The 20,474-nt window shown below is 60.7% G+C and carries 19 protein-coding genes and 1 pseudogene; 6 read left to right on the top strand and 14 right to left on the bottom strand.

All coding sequences use genetic code 11. The features are described from left to right. Positions 1–139: 139 nt before the first annotated feature. The 4 genes and pseudogenes from ACOYXE_RS01255 to ACOYXE_RS01240 form a co-directional block, all read right to left on the bottom strand. A complete protein-coding gene (locus ACOYXE_RS01255; protein ID WP_460929764.1) occupies positions 140–844 on the bottom strand; it encodes a methyl-accepting chemotaxis protein in 705 nt (234 codons plus the stop codon). 204 nt (positions 845–1,048) lie between these two features. Then, positions 1,049–1,225: pseudogene (locus tag ACOYXE_RS01250) on the bottom strand (HAMP domain-containing protein); the annotation flags it as partial. A 992-nt stretch (positions 1,226–2,217) separates the two neighbouring features. After that, positions 2,218–3,618, bottom strand: coding sequence for an aminotransferase-like domain-containing protein (locus ACOYXE_RS01245; protein ID WP_160059035.1), 1,401 nt, complete (start codon positions 3,616–3,618; stop codon positions 2,218–2,220). Positions 3,619–3,808: 190 nt separating this feature from the next. Next, on the bottom strand, positions 3,809–4,570 hold the full coding sequence (locus ACOYXE_RS01240; protein WP_160059036.1) for an SDR family oxidoreductase: 762 nt from the start codon (positions 4,568–4,570) through the stop codon (positions 3,809–3,811). Between the two features lie 85 nt (positions 4,571–4,655). Between ACOYXE_RS01240 and ACOYXE_RS01235 the strand changes: the two genes are divergently transcribed. Beyond that, complete coding sequence (locus ACOYXE_RS01235; protein ID WP_160059037.1) at positions 4,656–4,811, top strand: hypothetical protein; 156 nt, start codon at positions 4,656–4,658, stop codon at positions 4,809–4,811. Beyond that, positions 4,808–5,812: an NADP-dependent oxidoreductase gene (locus tag ACOYXE_RS01230; RefSeq protein WP_122604964.1), complete on the top strand. Its 1,005-nt coding sequence runs from the start codon at positions 4,808–4,810 to the stop codon at positions 5,810–5,812. Before ACOYXE_RS01235 ends, ACOYXE_RS01230 begins: the two co-directional genes overlap by 4 nt. Before the next feature lie 125 nt (positions 5,813–5,937). On the opposite strand, the gene pyrF is transcribed toward ACOYXE_RS01230, so the two are convergent. Beyond that, positions 5,938–6,636: an orotidine-5'-phosphate decarboxylase gene (gene pyrF / locus ACOYXE_RS01225; protein ID WP_185036818.1), complete on the bottom strand. Its 699-nt coding sequence runs from the start codon at positions 6,634–6,636 to the stop codon at positions 5,938–5,940. A 296-nt stretch (positions 6,637–6,932) separates the two neighbouring features. Here pyrF and ACOYXE_RS01220 point away from each other — a divergent pair, with 296 nt between their 5' ends. From ACOYXE_RS01220 to ACOYXE_RS01210, 3 genes are all read left to right on the top strand, one after another. Continuing rightward, a complete protein-coding gene (locus tag ACOYXE_RS01220) occupies positions 6,933–7,682 on the top strand; it encodes a response regulator (protein WP_460927400.1) in 750 nt (249 codons plus the stop codon). Beyond that, positions 7,682–8,731, top strand: coding sequence for a sensor histidine kinase (locus ACOYXE_RS01215; protein ID WP_160059041.1), 1,050 nt, complete (start codon positions 7,682–7,684; stop codon positions 8,729–8,731). The genes ACOYXE_RS01220 and ACOYXE_RS01215 overlap by 1 nt, the downstream gene beginning before the upstream one ends. A gap of 147 nt (positions 8,732–8,878) precedes the next feature. Further along, entirely contained in the window at positions 8,879–9,406 is a 528-nt protein-coding gene (locus tag ACOYXE_RS01210; RefSeq protein ID WP_460927398.1) for a calcium-binding protein, read from the top strand. Between the two features lie 573 nt (positions 9,407–9,979). On the opposite strand, the gene ACOYXE_RS01205 is transcribed toward ACOYXE_RS01210, so the two are convergent. The 9 genes from ACOYXE_RS01205 to ACOYXE_RS01165 form a co-directional block, all read right to left on the bottom strand. Further along, positions 9,980–11,032: an AI-2E family transporter gene (locus ACOYXE_RS01205; RefSeq protein WP_405123079.1), complete on the bottom strand. Its 1,053-nt coding sequence runs from the start codon at positions 11,030–11,032 to the stop codon at positions 9,980–9,982. Positions 11,033–11,101: 69 nt separating this feature from the next. Further along, complete coding sequence (locus ACOYXE_RS01200) at positions 11,102–11,908, bottom strand: DUF4892 domain-containing protein (protein ID WP_460927396.1); 807 nt, start codon at positions 11,906–11,908, stop codon at positions 11,102–11,104. A 115-nt stretch (positions 11,909–12,023) separates the two neighbouring features. After that, positions 12,024–12,878, bottom strand: coding sequence for an alpha/beta hydrolase (locus ACOYXE_RS01195; RefSeq protein WP_160059045.1), 855 nt, complete (start codon positions 12,876–12,878; stop codon positions 12,024–12,026). Then, a complete protein-coding gene (locus ACOYXE_RS01190; protein ID WP_405123078.1) occupies positions 12,875–13,681 on the bottom strand; it encodes an alpha/beta fold hydrolase in 807 nt (268 codons plus the stop codon). The genes ACOYXE_RS01195 and ACOYXE_RS01190 overlap by 4 nt, the downstream gene beginning before the upstream one ends. A gap of 275 nt (positions 13,682–13,956) precedes the next feature. Then, entirely contained in the window at positions 13,957–14,400 is a 444-nt protein-coding gene (locus tag ACOYXE_RS01185; RefSeq protein WP_160059047.1) for a hotdog fold thioesterase, read from the bottom strand. Between the two features lie 31 nt (positions 14,401–14,431). Further along, the gene (locus tag ACOYXE_RS01180; protein ID WP_405123077.1) at positions 14,432–16,087 is read right to left on the bottom strand and encodes an AMP-binding protein; all 1,656 of its coding nucleotides are present in this window, start codon (positions 16,085–16,087) and stop codon (positions 14,432–14,434) included. A 210-nt stretch (positions 16,088–16,297) separates the two neighbouring features. Further along, positions 16,298–16,750 carry a phosphohistidine phosphatase SixA gene (sixA, locus tag ACOYXE_RS01175; RefSeq protein ID WP_160059049.1) on the bottom strand — a complete coding sequence of 151 codons (453 nt, stop codon included), beginning with the start codon at positions 16,748–16,750 and terminating at the stop codon, positions 16,298–16,300. Beyond that, positions 16,747–17,094, bottom strand: coding sequence for a DUF4389 domain-containing protein (locus ACOYXE_RS01170; protein WP_160059050.1), 348 nt, complete (start codon positions 17,092–17,094; stop codon positions 16,747–16,749). Before ACOYXE_RS01170 ends, sixA begins: the two co-directional genes overlap by 4 nt. Before the next feature lie 34 nt (positions 17,095–17,128). Further along, the gene (locus ACOYXE_RS01165; protein ID WP_077574109.1) at positions 17,129–18,154 is read right to left on the bottom strand and encodes an NAD(P)H-dependent glycerol-3-phosphate dehydrogenase; all 1,026 of its coding nucleotides are present in this window, start codon (positions 18,152–18,154) and stop codon (positions 17,129–17,131) included. 196 nt (positions 18,155–18,350) lie between these two features. Between ACOYXE_RS01165 and ACOYXE_RS01160 the strand changes: the two genes are divergently transcribed. After that, a complete protein-coding gene (locus ACOYXE_RS01160) occupies positions 18,351–20,474 on the top strand; it encodes a TonB-dependent receptor plug domain-containing protein (RefSeq protein WP_160059052.1) in 2,124 nt (707 codons plus the stop codon).

Genomic DNA, 20,474 nt, shown 5'->3' with positions numbered 1-20,474 from the left:
TTTTTGGTTACTTTTGAGGCGTTTGTCAAAAGTGACCCGCCGTAAGGGCGGAACCGCCAGCCGCAACCCCCCCAGCAACGGATATACCCCCAAAAACCCCAAGAGCCTGGCCGGCCCAAAGGCCGCCAACCCCAAAGCGTCAAAGCCGAAAATGCCCAACCATCCCGCGCAACTCACTCCCCAACTGCGCCAGCTCAACACTCGAAGCCGCATTCCCACGCATCGCGATCGACGACTGATCCGCACTCGCACGAATACTCGTCACACTGCGATTGATCTCCTCCGCGACCGAACTCTGCTCCTCGGCCGCCGCCGCAATCTGCTGATTCATCTGCTGAATCAACGACACCGCTACCGCAATACTCCCCAGCGCACTCTCGGTCTGCAAAGCATCACTCACCGCCAGCTTCACCAACTCGCCGCTGCTCTGAATCTGCTGCACCGACGCGTGCGCCGCCGAGCGCAACGCACTCACCAGCCGCTCAATTTCCTCAGTCGATTGCTGCGTACGCCGAGCCAGTGCACGCACCTCATCGGCCACCACCGCAAAGCCCCTACCCTGCTCACCGGCCCGTGCTGCCTCGATCGCAGCATTCAGCGCCAATAGATTGGTCTGTTCAGCGACACTCTTGATCACCCCCAGCACCGTGCCGATATTCTGGATTTCAGCACTGAGGCTTTCGATGCTGGAACTGGCCGACGTCGCCGAATCAGCCAACTGCTCGATGCGCGCCATGCTCTGGCGCACCACTTGCTGACCACTCTCGACCTTGTCATCTGCCGTCTGCGCGGCCAACGCAGCCTCTTCGGCATTGCGCGCGACGTCATGCACGGTGGCGGTCATCTGGTTCATCGCCGTGGCGACCTGCTCGGTTTCCTCCTTCTGGCTACTGACCTCAAGGTTGGTCTGCTCGGTGACCGCCGACAACGATTGCGCCGAACTGGCCAATTGTTCGATCCCAGCCTGCAAGCCGCTGACAATCGTACTCAGCCCCGCCCCCATCTGTTGCATCGCCAGCATCAACTGACCGATCTCGTCACGACGGGTCACTTCCACGGTCGCACTCAAGTCGCCGGCGGCAATCTGTTGCGCGACTTGAATCACGCTGCGCAATGGCGCCACGATCAATCGGGTAATCAACCACGCCGCGAGCAAGCCGACCAACAGCGCCAGCGCCGATGAACCAATGATCAGCAGCGAGTTTTCCTTCAGTTCCGCCTGCATCGCGCCGTCTTCAGCGACATAAGCCTGATTCACCCGCTCGACCACTTGGTCGGCACGCTGGTGCAATTGCTCGTAGACGGTTTTTTCCTGCGCGAGCAATCCGGTGTATTCGGCCAGCTTGTCGTTGAAACCTGCAATATGCCCGGACACTTCATTGAGCACGGTGAGGTAACCCTCGTCCTTGACCGTGGTCTTCAGCTCTTCGGCCTGAGCCTGGGCCTGTGCGGCCTGTTCGATATTGCCCTTGCCGGCACTGTCGGCATCGCCCTTGCGGCTTTGATCCAAACGAATCCGTGCTTCGTTCATCGCTTGCAGCATCAAGCGCGAAACCTGGCTGACCTGACTGGCCTGCTCGATGAATTGCGCCCCGTCCTTGCCCTCGGTGTCCTTCAAGGTATATGCACCGTCGTCGGCAAGCCCGGCTTGCAATACGTCGAGATTGTTGGCCACACTGGACACCGACCAACTGGCCATTTCCAGTGCCAGATCCTTGGCTTGAGTCAACGACACAAATTCATCGAACGCCTTGCGATAGGCTCCCAGCGACTGCTGCACATCATTCATGACCGGCCCATTCGCCGCCGACTGCGCCTTGAGCTGGTCAGCCAGCGCAACCAGTTCGTCGACGCCCTTACGTAACGCATCGGCCGTCTTCGGATCGCCTCGCAAGGCATATTCCTGCTCGAGCAGACGCACCTTGAGCAGGCCACTGTTGAGCGAAGACATCTGTTTCAGCCCGTCGAAACGCTGACTGATGGTTTGCAGGGACCAGACGCCAATGGCCGCCACCAGCGCAGTCAAGAGCAAAACCAGCACAAACCCGATACCCAGTTTTTTCGCCATACCGAGGTTGGCAAAACGTCCTTGCATGGCCGAAATCATTGCGCGTAGTCCCCCTGCCATTGTCAGTAGAGCGAAGAGTCGCAACGGCCACTCACCCGCACAAGTCTCTGGCGTCGGAATAATGGCAAAAAGCTACGCCCGCGTCGTTTTCAGAACACTTGAGGTCGATCCGAACCGGTGTGGCGGAAAAACTGCCGAGCGCGTGGATCGCATGCATAGGCAACGTTGATGCGCAGCCAGTCGCCCGACTCACCACTGGGACTGAACGCGTCAGGCGCTGACAGCAACACGCCGCAGCGTTGAGCGTGTCGACGCACTCGAACCTGATCGGTCATGCGCGAGCGCGCCCAAATGAAAAGCCCACCCGCAGGTTTGCCGAACACCTCCCAATCCGCGTCCTCGAGCGCCTGCAGCGCGGCGGCGCGATCGGCATTCAAACGTTGGCGCTGACGCTGCACCAGTTTGCGGTAAGCGCCACTGCCCATCAGACTGGCCAGCACCGCTTCGGAAAACCTCGACACCCCCAAACCACTGATCATCTTGACCTGCGCCAGACGCCTGACGACTTCGCTGTCGGCGCAGACGAACCCGACCCGCAACGAGCTGCTCAGCGTCTTGGAAAAGCTGCCCACGTAAATGACGCGCCCCTCATGGTCCTGCGCCGCCAGTCGTGTGCCGTTGTCCGTATGCAAGTCCGCATAGACGTCGTCTTCAATCACGCGCAAATCGTAAGTCTTGCTCAGTTGCAGGATGCGTTGCGCAACGCTCGGCGACAGGCAAGTGCCGGTAGGATTGTGATGATGGCTGTTGATGAACAATGCGCCGGGGCGAAACTGTTGCAGCACAGCCTCCAGCGCTTCGATATCCGGCCCGTTCGGGGTACGACGCACCTCGAGCATGTGCACGCCATGCAGACGCAGTAGATCAAACAGCGGCGCGTAACCGGGCGTTTCGACCACCACGCAGTCTCCAGACTTGAACAATGTACGCACGATCAGATCCAGCGCATGGCTGGCACCGCAGGTACTCAGCAACTGCGCTTTGCGTGCCTCGATATTGAGCAGCTTCAGGCGCTTGACGATCTGCTCGCGCAACGCTGGAAGCCCAAAGGGTGTGCTGTAGTTGAACAGACTGGCCATATCGGTGCGCGCCACCTCGCGCAGCGCATAGCTGAGGTCGTCAGGCTCGCGCCAGCTTTGCGGCAGACCACCTGCACCCAGCTTCAAACCACCAGCCGTCTCGCACACTGCATCGCACCAGGCATACCGCCCTCCGAATAGCGCCAGTTCATCCTCTGCGCCCAGTGTCGACGGCGAGGCGGCGACAATGAACCCAGTGCCTTGGCATGTGCTTAGAACGCCCTGCGATACCAGCCGCTCACAGGCCTCGACCACACACGACTGGCTGAGCAGATTACCCCGGGCGATTTGCCTCACGGAGGGCAAACGAGTGGCCGGCGGTACGTCATTTTGCAGGATCCACTCCGTCAGTCCGTCAACAATCTGCTGCACGACCGGCACCATTGCCTGTCGATCAATTCTCAATTCCATGAGCAAGCAAACTCCTGTCCGTTTTGCTGGCGGCAGTAAATCACAGCCGCGCCGGACAGGCTGTGCGACAACGCCGCCAAAAGCGACCGTTCTAACCGTTTGATACACATTGTTTAAGGGGCTTCACGGAACTGACCGTGATCCACAAAAAAGCCCGCAACGAATGCGGGCTGTTCTGATTGCGCTTTGCTCAGAATGCGGTGACGCCGCCATCCACTGCCAGAGAGTGGCCTGTGGTGAAGGCGGCACCGTCGCTGCACAGGTACAACACGGCACTGGCAATTTCCTCGACCTTGCCGATGCGACCCACCGGGTGCATCGCGTTGGCGAATTCGCCTTTCTTCGGGTCAGCCTCATAAGCGCGGCGGAACATGTCGGTATCGATCACCGCCGGACACACAGCGTTGACGCGGATTTTCTTCTTCGCGTACTCAATGGCTGCCGATTTGGTCAAGCCAATCACCGCATGCTTCGACGCCGCGTAAATGCTCATCTTCGGCGCCGCGCCCAGCCCCGCCACCGACGCAGTATTGACGATTGCCCCGCCCCCCTGCGCCAGCAACAAGGGCAGTTGATACTTCATGCACAGCCAGACGCCTTTGACGTTGACCCCCATGATCGCGTCGAACTCATCCATCGAGCCTTCAGCCAGTTTGCCTTTTTCGATTTCGATACCGGCATTATTGAAGGCGTAGTCCAGACGGCCGTAGGCATTGATCACCTCGTCCATCAGATTCTTCACTTCGCTTTCGACGGTCACGTTGCAACGCACGAAGGTCGCTTCGCCGCCAGCGGTACGAATCAGCGCGACGGTGCCCTCGCCCCCTGCTGCGTCCAGGTCGGCGACCACCACTTTCAGGCCTTCGGCGGCGAACGCCTGCGCGGTTGCACGGCCGATGCCGTTGGCCGCGCCAGTGACTACGGCAACCTGACCGGAAAACGTCATGCTCATTGTTATGTCCTCGAAGGGATAGCTGCAGGGAATTTGTAGCTTCGCAGCATAGTCATTGAGATCTGCCGCGCGTCAGCACTATCCAATGGCTGTTTATGCGCCCATGCATGGCAGTGATAAAACCGCGCTGGTGACTATCACTGCACTGGATCGGCGTGCATTCGCCGCGTCAGCCAACCTTGCGCCAATGCCGCCTAGGGTCTATCAACAAGGCTTCATTCCGTTCGAGTGCCTGCCATGACCAACCAGACCAATCGTCAGTTCCTGCTCGCCAAACGCCCGGTGGGTGCGGCCAACCGCGAGACCTTCACTTATCAGGAAGTACCGGTCGGAGAACCGGCGGCGGGCCAGATTCTGGTCAAGAACGAATACCTGTCCCTCGACCCGGCCATGCGTGGCTGGATGAACGAAGGCAAGTCCTACATCCCGCCGGTCGGTATCGGCGAAGTCATGCGTGCGCTGGGCGTGGGTAAAGTCATCGCGTCGAACAATCCGGGCTTCGCGGTCGGGGACTACGTCAACGGAGCCATTGGCGTGCAGGATTATTTCCTCGGTGAGCCAAGAGGTTTCTACAAGGTCGATCCGAAACTGGCACCGCTGCCGGTGTATTTGTCGGCACTGGGCATGACAGGCATGACCGCCTACTTCGCCCTGCTGGATGTCGGTGCACCGAAGGCCGGTGACACCGTGGTGTTGTCCGGCGCAGCCGGAGCGGTGGGCAGCATTGCCGGGCAGATCGCCAAGATCAAAGGTTGCCGTGTGGTCGGCATTGCCGGCGGCGCCGACAAGTGCAAATTCCTCATCGACGAATTGGGCTTTGACGGGGCCATCGACTACAAGTCCGAAGATGTCGTGGCAGGGCTTAAACGCGAATGTCCGAAAGGCGTGGACGTGTATTTCGACAACGTCGGCGGCGATATCCTCGATGCGGTGTTGAGCCGTTTGAACATGAAGGCGCGGGTGGTGATCTGCGGTGCGATCAGCCAGTACAACAACAAGGAAGCGGTCAAAGGCCCGGCCAACTACCTTTCGCTACTGGTCAATCGTGCGCGGATGGAAGGTTTTGTGGTGATGGATTACGCCGCGCAATACGCCAGCGCGGCGCAGGAAATGGCTGGCTGGATGGCCAAGGGGCAGCTCAAGAGCAAGGAAGATATCGTCGAAGGCCTGGAGACGTTCCCGGAGACGCTGATGAAATTGTTCAGCGGTGAGAACTTCGGCAAGTTGGTGTTGAAAGTTTAAGGCCACCACAAAACAAATGTAGGAGTGAGCCTGCTCGCGATAGCGGTGTGTCAGTCAACATTAACGTTGTTTGACACACCGCTATCGCGAGCAGGCTCACTCCTACAGGGTTTTGCAGTGTTTGCTTAGGCGATCTCGGCGACAACCGAAGCCAGCGCCTTGGCCGGATCCGCCGCCTGGCTGATCGGACGGCCGATCACCAGATAATCGGAACCGGCATCCAGCGCCTGACGCGGGGTCAGAATGCGGCGCTGATCGTCCTGCGCGCTGCCGGCCGGACGAATGCCCGGAGTCACCAGTTGCAGCGACGGATGTGCGGTTTTCAGTGCCGTGGCTTCCAGCGCCGAGCACACCAGACCGTCCATGCCAGCCTTCTCGGCCAGTGCCGCCAGACGCAGAACCTGCTCTTGCGGTTCGATATCCAGACCGATACCGGCGAGGTCTTCACGCTCCATGCTGGTCAGCACGGTCACGCCGATCAGCAGCGGTTGCGGGCCGCTGCGCTTGTCCAGCTCTTCCCGGCAAGCAGCCATCATGCGCAGGCCACCAGAGCAATGCACGTTGACCATCCACACGCCCATCTCGGCAGCAGCTTTCACGGCCATCGCTGTGGTGTTGGGAATGTCATGGAATTTCAGGTCGAGGAATACTTCAAAACCCTTGTCACGCAGGGTGCCAACGATTTCTGCGGCGCAACTGGTGAACAGTTCCTTGCCCACTTTGACCCGGCACAGTTTCGGGTCCAACTGGTCGGCCAGCTTCAGTGCGGCGTCACGGGTGGGAAAATCCAGGGCGACGATGATAGGAGTCTGGCAGGCGGACATGAATGGGCTCTCAGGCAGGTCGAAATCGGCGCGCATTGTAGCGGAACCGGCGGCGGCGCGGCACCCGATGATCGGTAAATCGTCGCGCCGACCGTGATCAGCATAGCGCTCGCCGCTATTGTGTCGACTCCGATACACAACCGACATGCCAGCAACAAGCACCCGCGCTAGCCTCGCCAGCCGCAACACGTCCTTACATCAGCACTTCCCGCTTCACGGCCGGACGCCTATGCTGAAACCACAACCTCGCAGCCCATCTTTTGTGGTTGGCGGCCTACTGGCAGATGAACAGCCTCATGCACAACACCCAAATGACCGCGACGGATGAGCCTAAAGACGACAAGCGCTGGAGCATTCGTGCGCTGATCGTCGACGATGATGTGCCGATCCGCGAGCTGATGATCGATTACCTCGCCCGTTTCAATATCCACGCCAGCGGCGTGACCGACGGTGCGGCAATGCGTCTGGCGATGCAGGCCGAACATTTCGACGTTGTCGTGCTGGACCTGATGCTGCCCGGCGAGGACGGCTTGTCGTTGTGCCGTTGGCTGCGCGCCGAATCGGACATCCCGATCCTGATGCTCACCGCCCGCTGTGAGCCGACCGACCGTATCATCGGCCTGGAACTGGGCGCCGATGACTACATGGCCAAGCCGTTTGAACCGCGCGAACTGGTCGCGCGCATACAGACCATTCTGCGTCGGGTGCGTGACGACCGTACCGAACAACGGGCGAACATCCGTTTCGACAACTGGCGCCTGAACAGCGTCCTGCGCCAGTTGATCGCCGATGATGGCTTGGTGGTGCCGCTGTCCAACGCCGAATTCCGCTTGCTGTGGGTGTTTATCGAACGTCCGCGCCGGGTGCTCAGCCGCGAACAATTGCTCGACGCGGCCCGGGGTCGCTCGATCGAAGCCTTCGACCGCAGCATCGATCTGCTGGTGTCGCGCCTGCGGCAGAAACTTGGTGACGATCCGAAAGCGCCACAGCTGATCAAAACCGTGCGCGGTGAGGGTTACCTGTTCGACGCACGAGACATCGGCTGATGCGGGCGCGCTTCGACACGCTGTTCGGGCGCCTGTTTGGTGTGCTGTTCGTGGCGATCGTCCTCGCGCACCTGCTGGCTTTCACCTGGTTCCGCCTCTACGGCCCGCCCCCGCCTCCGCCACCTCCGGAGTTCTCCCAGGGCGCCGACGGCCAACCGATGGCGCAGGACCCGCGCTACCCGCCACGGCCCCCGCGCCCATGGTTCGGTGGGCCGGTGGTGCCGCTGACCTTTCAGTTCATCACGCTGATGATCGCGGCGTGGTACGGCGCCAAACTGCTCAGTCGCCCGATCCAGCGCCTGAGCGATGCCGCCGAACGCCTCAGCGAAGACCTCGACAGCCCGCCGCTCGACGAGTCCGGCCCACGGGAAGCACGGCAAGCGGCGCACACCTTCAACCTGATGCAACGGCGCATTCGCGAACAGGTTCAACAGCGCGCGCGGATGCTCGGTGCCGTGTCCCACGACCTGCGCACACCGTTGTCACGCCTGAAACTGCGCCTGGAAAACATCAGCGATGAAAAGCTGCAAGGGCAGATGCGTCAGGATCTGGACGACATGATCGGCATGCTCGACGCCACCCTCACCTACCTGCACGAACAGCGCACCAGTGAAGCATTGCAGTTGATGGATGTGCAGGCGCTGGTCGAGTCACTGTGCGAAAACGCTCAGGACCAAGGCGCCGACGTGCAAGTCAGCGGCCATTGCGCACCGCTGCCGGTGCAGCCGATGGCGCTGCGTTCGTGCATCAACAACCTCATGGACAATGCCCTGCGTTATGCCGGTCAGGCACGCATCGAGTTGCAGGATCAGCGCGAGCAACTGCTGATCCGCGTGATCGACCACGGCCCGGGGATTGCCGAGGACAAGCGGGAAGCAGTGTTTGAGCCGTTTTATCGCCTGGAAGGTTCGCGCAATCGCAACTCCGGCGGCGTGGGTCTAGGCATGACCATTGCCCGAGAGGCGGCGCAGCGTCTGGGCGGACAGCTTAACCTCGAAGAAACCCCCGGCGGCGGCCTCACTGCCGTCATTCGCCTGCCCCGCCTCTGAGAACACCACCGCTCCCACAGGGTTCAGCGGTGTTCATTGCATCGTGTGTACCCACCGGTACAAACCCCACATACCCCCGACAACTTGCGCCCTGACGCTGCATAAGCCGGTACACCCACCGGTTTTCCAATCCAGGGAGTGAGTCCGATGATCGGTAGCGTCAGCAACTACACGAGCTATACCAGCACCAGCAGCACCTCCACGCAAAACGCGCGCAGCCAGCAACTGCAAAAAGAACTGTTTGCCAAACTCGACAGCAACGGCGACGACGCAGTGGATCAGGACGAACTCGCCGCCAGCCTGACCCCACCCCCTCCGCCGCCACACATCAGCAGCGACGAACTGTTCAGCCAGCTCGATGCGGATGGCGATGGCAGCGTGATCGCGACAGAACTCAGCAGCGCACTGCAAACCAGCGACAGCGCGACTTCAACCACCAGCACTGACACCAGTGCCGCGCTGCTCAAGGTTCTCGATAGCGACAGCAGCGGCGGTGTCAGCAGCGACGAGCTGAAAGCGGCTTTACAGGCAGGGCGAGAACGGCCGGATGAAGAACAGACCGCTTCGACCCAGAGCACCACTGAAGCGCTGAACCGCATGATTGCCAATTTGAGCAAGCAGTACTCGCTGGAGAAGACGGCGTCGGTGGGCAAGTATTTAAATGTGGCGACTTGAGTCGACGCCATTATTTGCCGCGGAAAATCAACAGCCCCTCACCCTAGCCCTCTCCCAGAGGGAGAGGGCTAGGGTGAGGTGTTTGGGCGAGATACGCCGACGTGAAATACCGAGTTGAACGAAAATCTTGAAAAGACCACAAATCGGCTCCCTCTCCCTCGGGAGAGGGCTGGGGTGAGGGGCAGCAACAACGCAAATCAAAAGCCCCCCCCGCTCTTCACCACTCAATAGGCCGAGTGTCAGCTCGCCTGCTCTTGATCTTGATCTTGATCCACGGGCGACGTCGGAAGGCTGAGTGGAGGGATTGATCCGGGCGTGGGAGCGCAGCGACCGTTTGGCGCAGCCAAACACAGCGAGAGGAGGTGCAGCGAAGCAAACCGTAGGCGCTGCGCCCGGATCGATCCCGAAGCGAAGGAACACCGAGCCCCAGCGAGCGGGCCGCACGCAGGAGCAAGCCCTTTTGGTTACTTTTGGGGCGTTTGCCAAAAGTGACCCGCCGTAAGGGCGGAACCCTAAGCCGCCGTTACCGCAGCAACGGATATTCACCCAACCCCAAACCCAAACCCAAACCCGCTACCGCCGCTCCTCAACCCGCCCCTGACTCTTGCTCCAATCCGTCAACAAACTATAAGCCACCGCCAACAACGTAGGCCCGATAAACAACCCGATAAACCCAAACGCAATCAACCCGCCAAACACCCCAAGCAACACAATCACCAACGGCAAATTCCCGCCGCGACTGATCAGATACGGCTTGAGCACGTTATCCACGCCACTGATGACAAATGTCCCCCAGATCCCGAGAAACACCGCCATCCCGTACTCACCCTTCCACGCCAGCCAGGCCGTCGCCGGCACCCACACCAACGGCGGCCCCATCGGAATCAGACTCAACAGAAAGGTCACGATCCCGAGCACCAACGCCCCCGGCACCCCGGCAATCAAAAACCCGATCAACGCCAGAACCGCCTGCGCCGCCGCCGTCCCGATCACCCCGTTGACCACCCGCTGCACCGTCCCCGCCACCAACTCGATGTAATACCCGGCACGATCACCAATCAAGCGCTCCAGCAGACTGTGCACAAATGCCGCCAGTCGCGGACCGTCACGATAGAAAAAGAACACAAAGACAATGCTCAGAGTCAGCTCGAGAATCCCGCCGCCAATCTGCGCACTGCGCGCCAGCAGCCAGTTACCGACCTGCCCCAGATAAGGTTTGATCGACACCATCAGTGCGGCGCCCTGCTGATCGATGCTGTTCCACAGCCCGACCAGTCGCTCGCCCACGAACGGCACAGTCACCAGCCACACCGGTGCCTCCGGCAGACCATCGACCTGCACATCCTTGATGAACGCTGTGGCATCACGCACATGATCCCCCACGTTGAACCCCAACCAGACCAGCGGCGCGGCCACCAGCAACATCCAGCCCAGCGTCAGAATCGCCGCAGCCAGCGATTCACGACCATTGAGCCAGCGGGTCAACAGGCGCATCAGCGGCCAGCTGGCAAACGCCAGCACCGCGCCCCAGAACAGCGCCGACCAGAACGGCGCCATCACCCACAGACTGGCGCCAAATAACACCAGCAACAGGATCTGCACCAGCAGGCGATCGTTATTGAGCATTTAAGGTCTCGAAAAAGTCAGTCAGGCAAAGAGTAGGCGAACACGCCGCGCGTGCTCGCCCGAAACAGCTTAACGCAACAGATCGATGCGCAGGCCAGAGCCTTCGACACTGCCGGTTTCCATGCGTGCCGCCCGCACGCCCTGATTGATCAGCGCCTGACGCCAGGCTTCGGCCTTGGGCCCTGACACCGTCACGCGCAACGTCGTGTCGAGGTTAAGTCCACGGGAAATCAGCCGAAGCCAGGTGTCATCCGGCTCATTCACGCGATCCGGAAAATCCAGCTCACCGGTGCTTTTCAGTTGACGCAACAGGGTCGCCGAGGTCGGCAGCAGCTCACCCAGCGGTGCTACCGCCTCGAACTGTTCGACATGCAGATAGGCTTTGCGGTTGCCGCGGGTGATGCTGTAAAGCGCCACCAGCGTGTTGTCACGCGGTGCCGCCAGCCTCAACAGCAGATAGGCCTGTTGCTCGTCGGCGCCATACAGTTTGGCGTTACCGAACACCTCATTGGTCCACAGACTGCTTTCGCCGCAATCACGCGCCTGACACCAGAACAGCAATTCGGCGTCCTGCTTTTGCAAGGCTTCGCGGGCGGCGGTGAAGGCTTCGGTGGCGGAATGTTCGGGCGGTAGCTCGTAAGTGACAGAGGTCGTCTGGCCACGTGCGGTGACCTGACCGTCGAAACGCAGCTGGCCACTGATCTTGCGGATCGAGCCCAGCGGATAGATCCGCTCCAGTTCAACCGGAGGGCGATAGTCGACGATCTGTGCATCGGCCAGACGCGGCACGATCTGCAGATCCTGACTGCCCGGCACATCGGCGGCGAACGAAACGGTACTGAAACAGCACAGTGCCAACAGACTTAGTGACCGCATAGTCAGGCTCATCGGATCGGCATGACTGGGTAATTCGAGGTCGCAGCGGTGTAGAAATCCATCGTGGTTGTCTCCCATTTCAACCCGACCAGCCTCGACAGTTGCCCGCAGCAAGTCAAGGAATGGCGAAGAACCGATTGAAACAGTCTGCGACAAGGTTCGCTCCGGCCTCGTCATTCAGGTGCAAATGGTGCCCGCCCGCCAACTGTTCCCGGCTAAAGGGTAGACGCTCCAGCAACTCGGGATGTTTGGCCAGCATGCCGTCCGCCGCGACCACTAAATGCGCCGGGCAACTGACCCGCAGCGCGAAAGCCATCGCCTGTTCCTGGGTCAGGCGCAGCGGCGATGGCAGGGTCAAGCGATTGTCGGTGCGCCAGGTGTAACCGCCCGGCACCGGCATCAATCCGCGCTGAGCCAGCAGTTCAGCCGCCTCACGACTGACTGCGACCAGACCTTTCATGCGCGCTTCAATGGCGCGGTCGAGGGTGTTGTAGACCGGTTTGCGTTTCTCGCGCAGATCCAGTTGCGCTTGCAGAGCCATGCCCATACGTTCAGCGGCGTTTTCGCCTTTGTCTGTAGGAGGAATCACGCCGTCGATCAGCGCCAGATGGCTGATGCGTTCCGGTAACGAACCCGCCAACACCATCGAGACAATGGCGCCCATCGAATGCCCGAGCAGGCCGAACCGCTTCCAGCCCAATTGCTCGGCGACTTGCAGCACGTCATGGGCGTAGTCCCACAGTGCATACCCGGCGCCGTTTGGTCGATGCCCTGAATGCCCGTGCCCGGCCATGTCCAAAGCAATGATGCGCAAGCCTTTGAGCTTTGGCGCCAAACGGGCAAAGCTGTTGGCGTTATCCAGCCAGCCGTGCAGGGCGATTACCGGCACACCGTCCTCGGGCCCGAACAAATGCGCGGCCAGTTCGATATGCGGCAGGCTCAGGCGCACTTCTTCGAAAGTCGGGCTCATGCGCAATCCTTGTCCTGACGGTTTTGCCAACGGATAAACAGATTCTTCAACAACCGTGCGGTGTCCTGCGGGCGCTCAAGCGGGAACATGTGCCCGCCGGGCATGCTCAATGCCTCACCCTGGGCCAGACGCGAAACGAAACGGGTGTGATGACGCATGACCACACGACTCGTATGCCCGCGCACCACCGCCAGCGGCACTTGCAATTGACCGGTGCGGCCAGGGCTGGTGTGCGGCACGCCGCGATAGATACTGATCTCGGTGGCCGGATCGAAACGCAGCCGCAGTTTGTCGCCGACCCGATGCAAACCGTGTTGCAGGTAGGCGTCGAAGCATTCCGGATCGAAACCGCGAAACAGTGTTTTGCCAGCAAAGTAGCTGCGCGCACTGTCGAGATCGGCGAATTCTTCACGCCGGCCGAGGGTGCGGCCGGCCGGGGTCAGCTTGTCGATAAAACCAAAACGCTTGGCGGCACGGATCACCCACTGATCGGTGCGGGTCAGCACCGGCGAATCAAGCATCACCACGCCGCGATACAGCTCCGGGCAACGCAAAGCTGCATGCAGGTGCAGCACGCCGCCGAAAGAATGGCCGACGCCCCACACCGGTTGATCCTGCTGCTGCAAATGGTGGATCAGCTCATCAACCAGGTTGTACCAGTTGTCGTCCGCCGGAAAACGCGGGTCATGGGCATGCTGCTCCAGATGCGCAACCCGGTACTCGGGCGCCAGCGCCGCGAACAACTTGCCATAGGTACCCGAAGGGAAGCCGTTGGCGTGGGCGAAAAAGATCGGTTGCGACATGCTGGCAAATCCATGAGCGGGAAACGTGGCGTTGATTGTCCGTAAGACCGCGCCTTACAGCAATGACCGTAACTGCCAGGAATGATGACAGTCTGGTCAGCGTGATGGTGTGTCAGGGAGATCGCGTCCCCCTCACCCCAGCCCTCTCCCCCAAGGGGGCGAGGGGGAAGGGAGCAGATTTGCATGAGTTTCAAAACCTGAGTTCGGCTCGATAACTCAGGTCGGCGCAACTCGAACATCCAGCCCGGTCAGTCCCCTCTCCCTCGGAGAGAGGGTTAGGGTGAGGGCGGCTGCTCACCCAGCGGCACGACCGCCATGGTCAACCGCGACACACAACTGGCCTTGCCTTCATCGCTGGTCAAACGGATATCCCACACATGGGTGGTGCGGCCGATGTGAATCGGCTTGGCCACTGCCGTCACCCGGCCACTGCGCAAGCCGCGCAAATGATTGGCGTTGATCTCAAGCCCAACGCAATAAAACTTGCTGGCATCGATGCACAGATAACTGGCCATCGAACCGACGCTTTCCGCCAGCACCACCGAGGCGCCGCCGTGCAGCAAACCATAGGGCTGATGGGTGCGATGGTCGATGACCATGCTCGCCGTCAGCGAGTCTTCGCCGAACGCTTCGAAGCGGATGTCCAGCACTTCGCCGATGGTGTTCTTCTGGATTGCATTCAACTGCTCGATGTCGGGAGTGGTACGCCACAGGCTCATCGCAGACTTCCTTTGTTGTTTTAGTGGTCGCTCAATCCTGCCACAGCACCGCCTCGCTATGCTCGCTCCATTCTTCAAAACGCGCGCCATAGGTGTCTTCGATGACGTTGCGCTTGATCTTCAACGTCGGCGTGAGAAAGCCGTTTTCCACCGCCCAACTGTCCTTGACCACCACCAGTCGACGCAAGCGTTCGTGCTTGTCGAGCACGGCGTTGACCTCCTCCAGGAGTTTTTCCAGGCTCGAATGCAGACTCGCCCGGCCCTCCTCCTGATTGACGCTCGACAGCACGCACAACCCCAGCGGTGCGCTCAAGCCGTCACCGACCACGCAGACCTGCTCGATGCGTGAATGCACCGCCAGGCGATTTTCGATCGGTGCCGGAGCAACGTATTTGCCCTTGCTGGTCTTGAAGATCTCCTTGAGTCGACCGGTCAGGCGCAGGCGCCCTTCGGCATCCTGTTCGCCCTTGTCGCCGGTGCGCAGAAAGCCGTCCTCAGTCAGGGTCTCGGCGGTCTTCTGCGGCTCCTTGAAATAGCCGAGCATGTTTGCCTGACTGCGCACCTGCACTTCGCCCAACTCATCGATACGCACCTCCACATCCGGGCACGGCTTGCCGATCCAGCCCTGCTTGTATTGCCCCGGCAGGCAGATGTGCGAATAACCGCAGCCCTCGGTCATGCCGTAGACCTCCAGCACATCGAGGCCGAGTCTCTGATACCAGGCGAGCAATGTCTGCGGCACCGGCGCGGCGCCGGACAGCGCGACACGCAAGGCATCCAGACCCAGCCCCGCCAGCACTTTGTGCCCGACACGTTTGCCAATGAACGGCAGACCGAGGAGAAAATCCAGACGCTGCGCCGGGATCTTGCTGTACACGCCCATCTGGAATTTGGTCCAGATGCGCGGCACGCCGAACATTGCGGTTGGCCGTGCACGCTGCAGATCGGTAATGAACGTGTCGAGGCTCTCGGCGAAGAACACTGTCTGCCCGGTGTAGATCGACGCCAGTTCCACGAACATCCGCTCGGCGACGTGGCACAGCGGCAAGTACGACAGCAGCCGGTCGTTCTCGTTAAGCCCGAACAGTTGGGTGCCGCGCGTGGTAGCGAAACCGAGATTGGCAAAACTGTGCATCACGCCTTTGGGCAGGCCAGTGGTGCCGGAGGTGTAGATGATCGTTGCCAGTTGCTCGGCCGCTGGACGCGGGTCGTCCTGAATCGGTGAGCTGCGCTGCAAGTCCGCCCAGCTGAAATCGAAATCCCCAGACGGGTGCAGCGGCAGGCTGATGGTCGGCAGATCCGCCGGCACGCCTTTGGACATGCCCGGCCAATCGTCGAGTTTGCCAATGAAGGCCAGGACGCTTTCCGAGTGATTGAGCACTTGCGCGACGGAGTCGGCGGTGAGGTTGGGATACAACGGAACGGAGACGTGCCCGGCCATCCAGATCGCCAGGTCGGCGATGATCCAGTGCGCGCAGTTTTTCGAGATCAGGGCGATGTGACTGCCTTGCGGCAACTCACGGGCGCGCAGCCAATGCGCGGCGCAGCGAGCCTGATGGCCAACGTCGGCCCAGCTCAGCGTCTCGATCTGACCGCCGCCGCTGGGCTGCACGAGGAAGCGCTGACGTGGGTGCCGGGCTTCACGTTCGTAAAACACGTCCAGCGGCAAACGGAAGGCGGCAGACATGCGACTCGCTCCTGTTTTTTGGGTCTGGAGCAAGCGTAGTCAACCAAGCAAGTGCTTGGTTGGAAAATTCACACAAATAATTTCATGGTGTACGCGGTACCTGTAGGAGTGAGCCTGCTCGCGATAGCGGTGTATCAGTCAGCATTGATGTCGACTGAAATGGCCTCATCGCGAGCAGGCTCACTCCTACAGGGGTCGGTGTTTACAACTTCAGGGATGTTTGAGGCTGTTGAGGGTCATCGAGCCGATCAACAACTCTGGGCTTTCCAGTTCAGCCAACCCGGCGGTGCTGACCTTCTCCGGCGGATAACCGGCGCCATGCTGCAGATAGCTGAGCAGATTGCCCACCAGCGGGTTGTGGCTGACCAGCAGCACATTACTCACCGACACCAGTTGATCGGTGACCTTGTCCGGATCAACCTCCGGCGTCAACCACTCGACCGTGCGGATCTCCGGTTCGAACCCCAGTGCCTCACGGACAATCTGCGCGGTCTGCTGCGCGCGCAGATAAGGGCTGGCGTAAATCGCCGTCAGCGGCTGGCCGATCAAATGCGCGGCGCTGCTCAAGGCCTCTTTGCGACCGTGCTCGGTCAGTTCCCGTTCGGAGTCGGGGCACGAGCCATAAGGCACGGCTTCACCGTGACGCAATACCCAGAGTTTCATAGCTTGGGTTCCTCATCTCGAACCGGATGCGGTGCCGGCGCGACGGCGTGTGGCGCCTCACCTTCCGGGGTACGCGGCGTTGGCCAGTCGGCGAACGGCCACGGTTTCTGGTCGCTGTGGAAACTGCCGAAGCGGCCGATCTGCGCCAGGAACTGGCTCAGGCTGTCGCCGAAGTTCATCAGGCTGCCGCTCGGCGCGCCATAGATCAAACGATAGATCAGTTGCACCAGCACCACCGCGCCGAGGATGAACTGCGCCACTTGCCAGACCAGCACGTAGACGATCATCCACAACACGCGCAGGAGGATGGATTCGTACTTGGCTTCGGTTTTCGGATCGTTCATGGCTTGCTCCCCTGTCCGTAGATAAAAGCAGGATTCAGTTGAAACCGCTGGTGGAAATAAAATCGACGTCGGTTTTCGGTTCGGCTCGCATCAGTAGACCGATCACCTGCTCCAGCGTGCGTCCCTCGAACAGGATCGCGTGCAGCCCGGCGACCAGCGGCATATACACGCCGACTTCCTGCGACTTGGCCTTAAGCACTTTCAGCGTGTTGACGCCTTCGGCAACTTCGCCAAGACGCGACACCGCTTCGTCGAGGCTCAGGCCCTGACCCAGTGCGAAACCGACTTGATAGTTGCGACTCTTCGGCGACGAACAGGTCACGATCAGATCGCCGACACCAGCCAGACCGAGGAAGGTCATGGGATTAGCGCCCTGATTCACCGCAAAGCGGGTCATCTCGGCGAGGGCGCGAGTGATCAGCATGCTCTTGGTGTTCTCGCCCATCTCCAGCGCCACCGCCATGCCAGCGATGATCGCGTAGACGTTCTTCAACGCACCGCCCAGTTCGACACCAAAACGATCGGCGCTGGCGTAAACGCGGAAAGTGCGACCGTGCAGCGCGGCTTGCACGGCTTTGCACAGTTCTTCGTCTTCGCTGGCGACCACAGTGGCCGTCAGTGCGTGCTCGGCAATTTCCCGCGCCAGGTTCGGCCCGGACAACACGCCGATGCGCGCATTCGGAGCGATCTCTTCGAGAATCTGGCTCATCAGCTTGAAAGTCTGTGCTTCGATGCCCTTGGTCAGGCTGACCAGCATCTTGCCGCTCAGGCGCTCGGCGTGGGCGGCGAGCACCGTGCGCAATGCGCTGGACGGCAGTGCGACGAAGCACAAATCACAGGCGTCGAGGGTTTCCTGCAGGTCGGTGACGGCGGTCACCCCCGGCAGAATCTTGATGCCTTTGAGATAGCGCGGATTTTCGCGATTGACCCGGATGGCCTCGGCCTGCTCGGGGTCACGCATCCACTGCCGGACTTGATGGCCGTTCTCGGCCAAAAGATTGGCCACGGCGGTACCAAAACTTCCGCCTCCCAGGACCGCAATCGGGCGCTGTTCAGTCATATGCAATCCGTTAATCCATACCAGTGGCGATGGCGGCATTATACGGGGCGGCCCGGTCGCGGCCAGCCCCAGCAACAATTACCGACACTTGTAGGAAGAAGACCAATAAAACCTAGGAAAATGCTACTAACGTGAATGGAAAAGTCACGGTGCTCGGTTAACATGCGCGCCAAATCTTTGCGATCAAGGCTGCGTCGTGTTTTTCGCTCCTCCCCCTCCCCGTTCGTCCCTTTTGCTGGCGCTGTTGTTCAGCCCGCTTGTGCTGGCGGACGACCTGTTCACGGACAACGAAGCACTGCCGCAAGTGCTGACGGCCACGCGCCTGAAGCAAACCCCGGCGGAAGTGCCAGGGAGCATGACCGTACTCGACAGCGAATTGATCAACGCCAGCGGTGCCCGCGACATCAGCGAACTGCTGCGCCTGGTGCCAGGGATGATGGTCGGCAACATCAGCGGCAATCAGGCGGCGGTCAATTATCACGGCACCAACGCCAGCGAAGCGCGGCGCATGCAGGTGCTGATCGACGGCCGTTCGGTGTATCGCGCCGGTTTGTCGACGGTGGACTGGAGCGATATTCCGGTGGCCATGGAAGACATCGAACGCATCGAGGTTTTTCGCGGGCCGAACACCGTCAGCTACGGCGCCAACGCGCTGATGGCGGTGGTCAACATCATCACTCGGAACCCGGCGGACAGCCACGGCACGCGGTTGAAGTACACCCGTGGCCAGCGCGGCATCAATGACTTTTATGCCAGCCAGGGCATCGGCTGGAATGGCGGTGATTTGCGCCTGTCGTTGTCCGGCCAGGAAGACGATGGTTTCGACAGCGATCGCAGCGGCGCCGATTACCGCGACAGCCGCCGTTTGAATCGCTTCAGTCTTGCGGTCAGCCAAACCCTCAGCGATAACCAGAGTCTCGACTGGCAGGTCAACGCGAAGGACGGGACAAACCAGCGGCCGTACACCTACCGCCCGGTGTTCTCCGGGATTACCGCCGCCGGGAACAATTCCGACGTGGTCGCCAAGGACTATGCCGGCTCGGTGCGCTGGAACCTCGACATCAACCCCGAACACAGCCTTTATATACAAGGCTCGGCGCAACACTGGGATCGTCAGCAGACCTGGCGCGCCTGCGATGCCGAGGTGTCGTTCAGCCCCGAGTTGACGCAACTGTGGCAACTCAACCCGAATTACACCGAACGCCTGGCGCGCAACATCACCCGTTTCACCGGCCCCGGCGCTGAGCCCGGTACCCCGCAGGAAATGGCCCTGGCCAATCAGGTGCTTGATCAATGGCGCAACGGCGCCAGCCGAACCCTGTGCGGCGACATCGACCAGAGTGCCCGGGAATCGCGCTACGACCTCGAATTGCAGGACACTCTCAGCCTGTCCGATAGCCTGCGCCTGGTCAGCGGCATGAACTATCGTTACGACCGCGCCGACTCCGAGACCTACTTCAACGGCACACTGGACGACACCACCTGGCGCGCCTTCGGCCAACTGGAATGGCGCGCCACCGAACACTGGCTGCTACAGGGCGGTGCGATGTTCGAAAACACGCGACTGATCGGCAGTTCGCTGACCCCGCGTTTCGCCGTCAATTACCTGATCAACCCGCGCCACGGCCTGCGTGCGGTGTATTCGGAGGCGATCCGTTCGCCGGACATGTTCGAGAACAATGTGAACTGGAGCTATCAGGTCAGCAACCTGCGCCCCTCCGCCTACGGCCAGTCTTCGGCGCGCTACTTCGTCAAGACGCGGGGGCCAGGCGATCTCGATCAGGAACACATGCGCTCACGCGAGCTGGGCTACAACGGCTATTTCGCCGAATTGGGTCTGGCTTTGGATGTGAAGCTGTTCTATGACGAGATCACCGGGATGATCAGCGAGCCGCTGCGTAACAACCAGTACATCGCCAGCAACGCCAACAGCTCACGTTTTCGTGGCACGGAAACCCAGCTCGACTGGCGCGTGAGCCTGGCCGACCGCTTGCGTTTCACCTATGCCTTCGTCGATGCCGAGGCGAGTAATCCGCTCGATCAGCAGTTCACTTCACGCAACAGCGGTTCGGCCGGCTGGCTGCGCGACTGGGGCCATGGCTGGAACAGCGCCCTCTTCTATTACGGCGACAACGCACTCAACGGCTACCGTTTCGAACGGGTCGACACGCGCATCGCCAAACGCATCCCGCTGGGCAAAGCGCAGCTGCAATTGGCCGGCGTGCTGCAGCAACGCCTCGACCATGAGCCGAGCACTTTCGTCGACAACAATTACGACGAACGCCGGGTGATGTATTTCAGCGCCGAGCTGGAGTTCTAG

It is taken from the genome of Pseudomonas sp. MC6 (assembly GCF_054790575.1).
The sequence above is the reverse complement of the archived record's forward strand: the minus strand, read 5'-3'. Positions and strand labels throughout refer to the sequence as shown.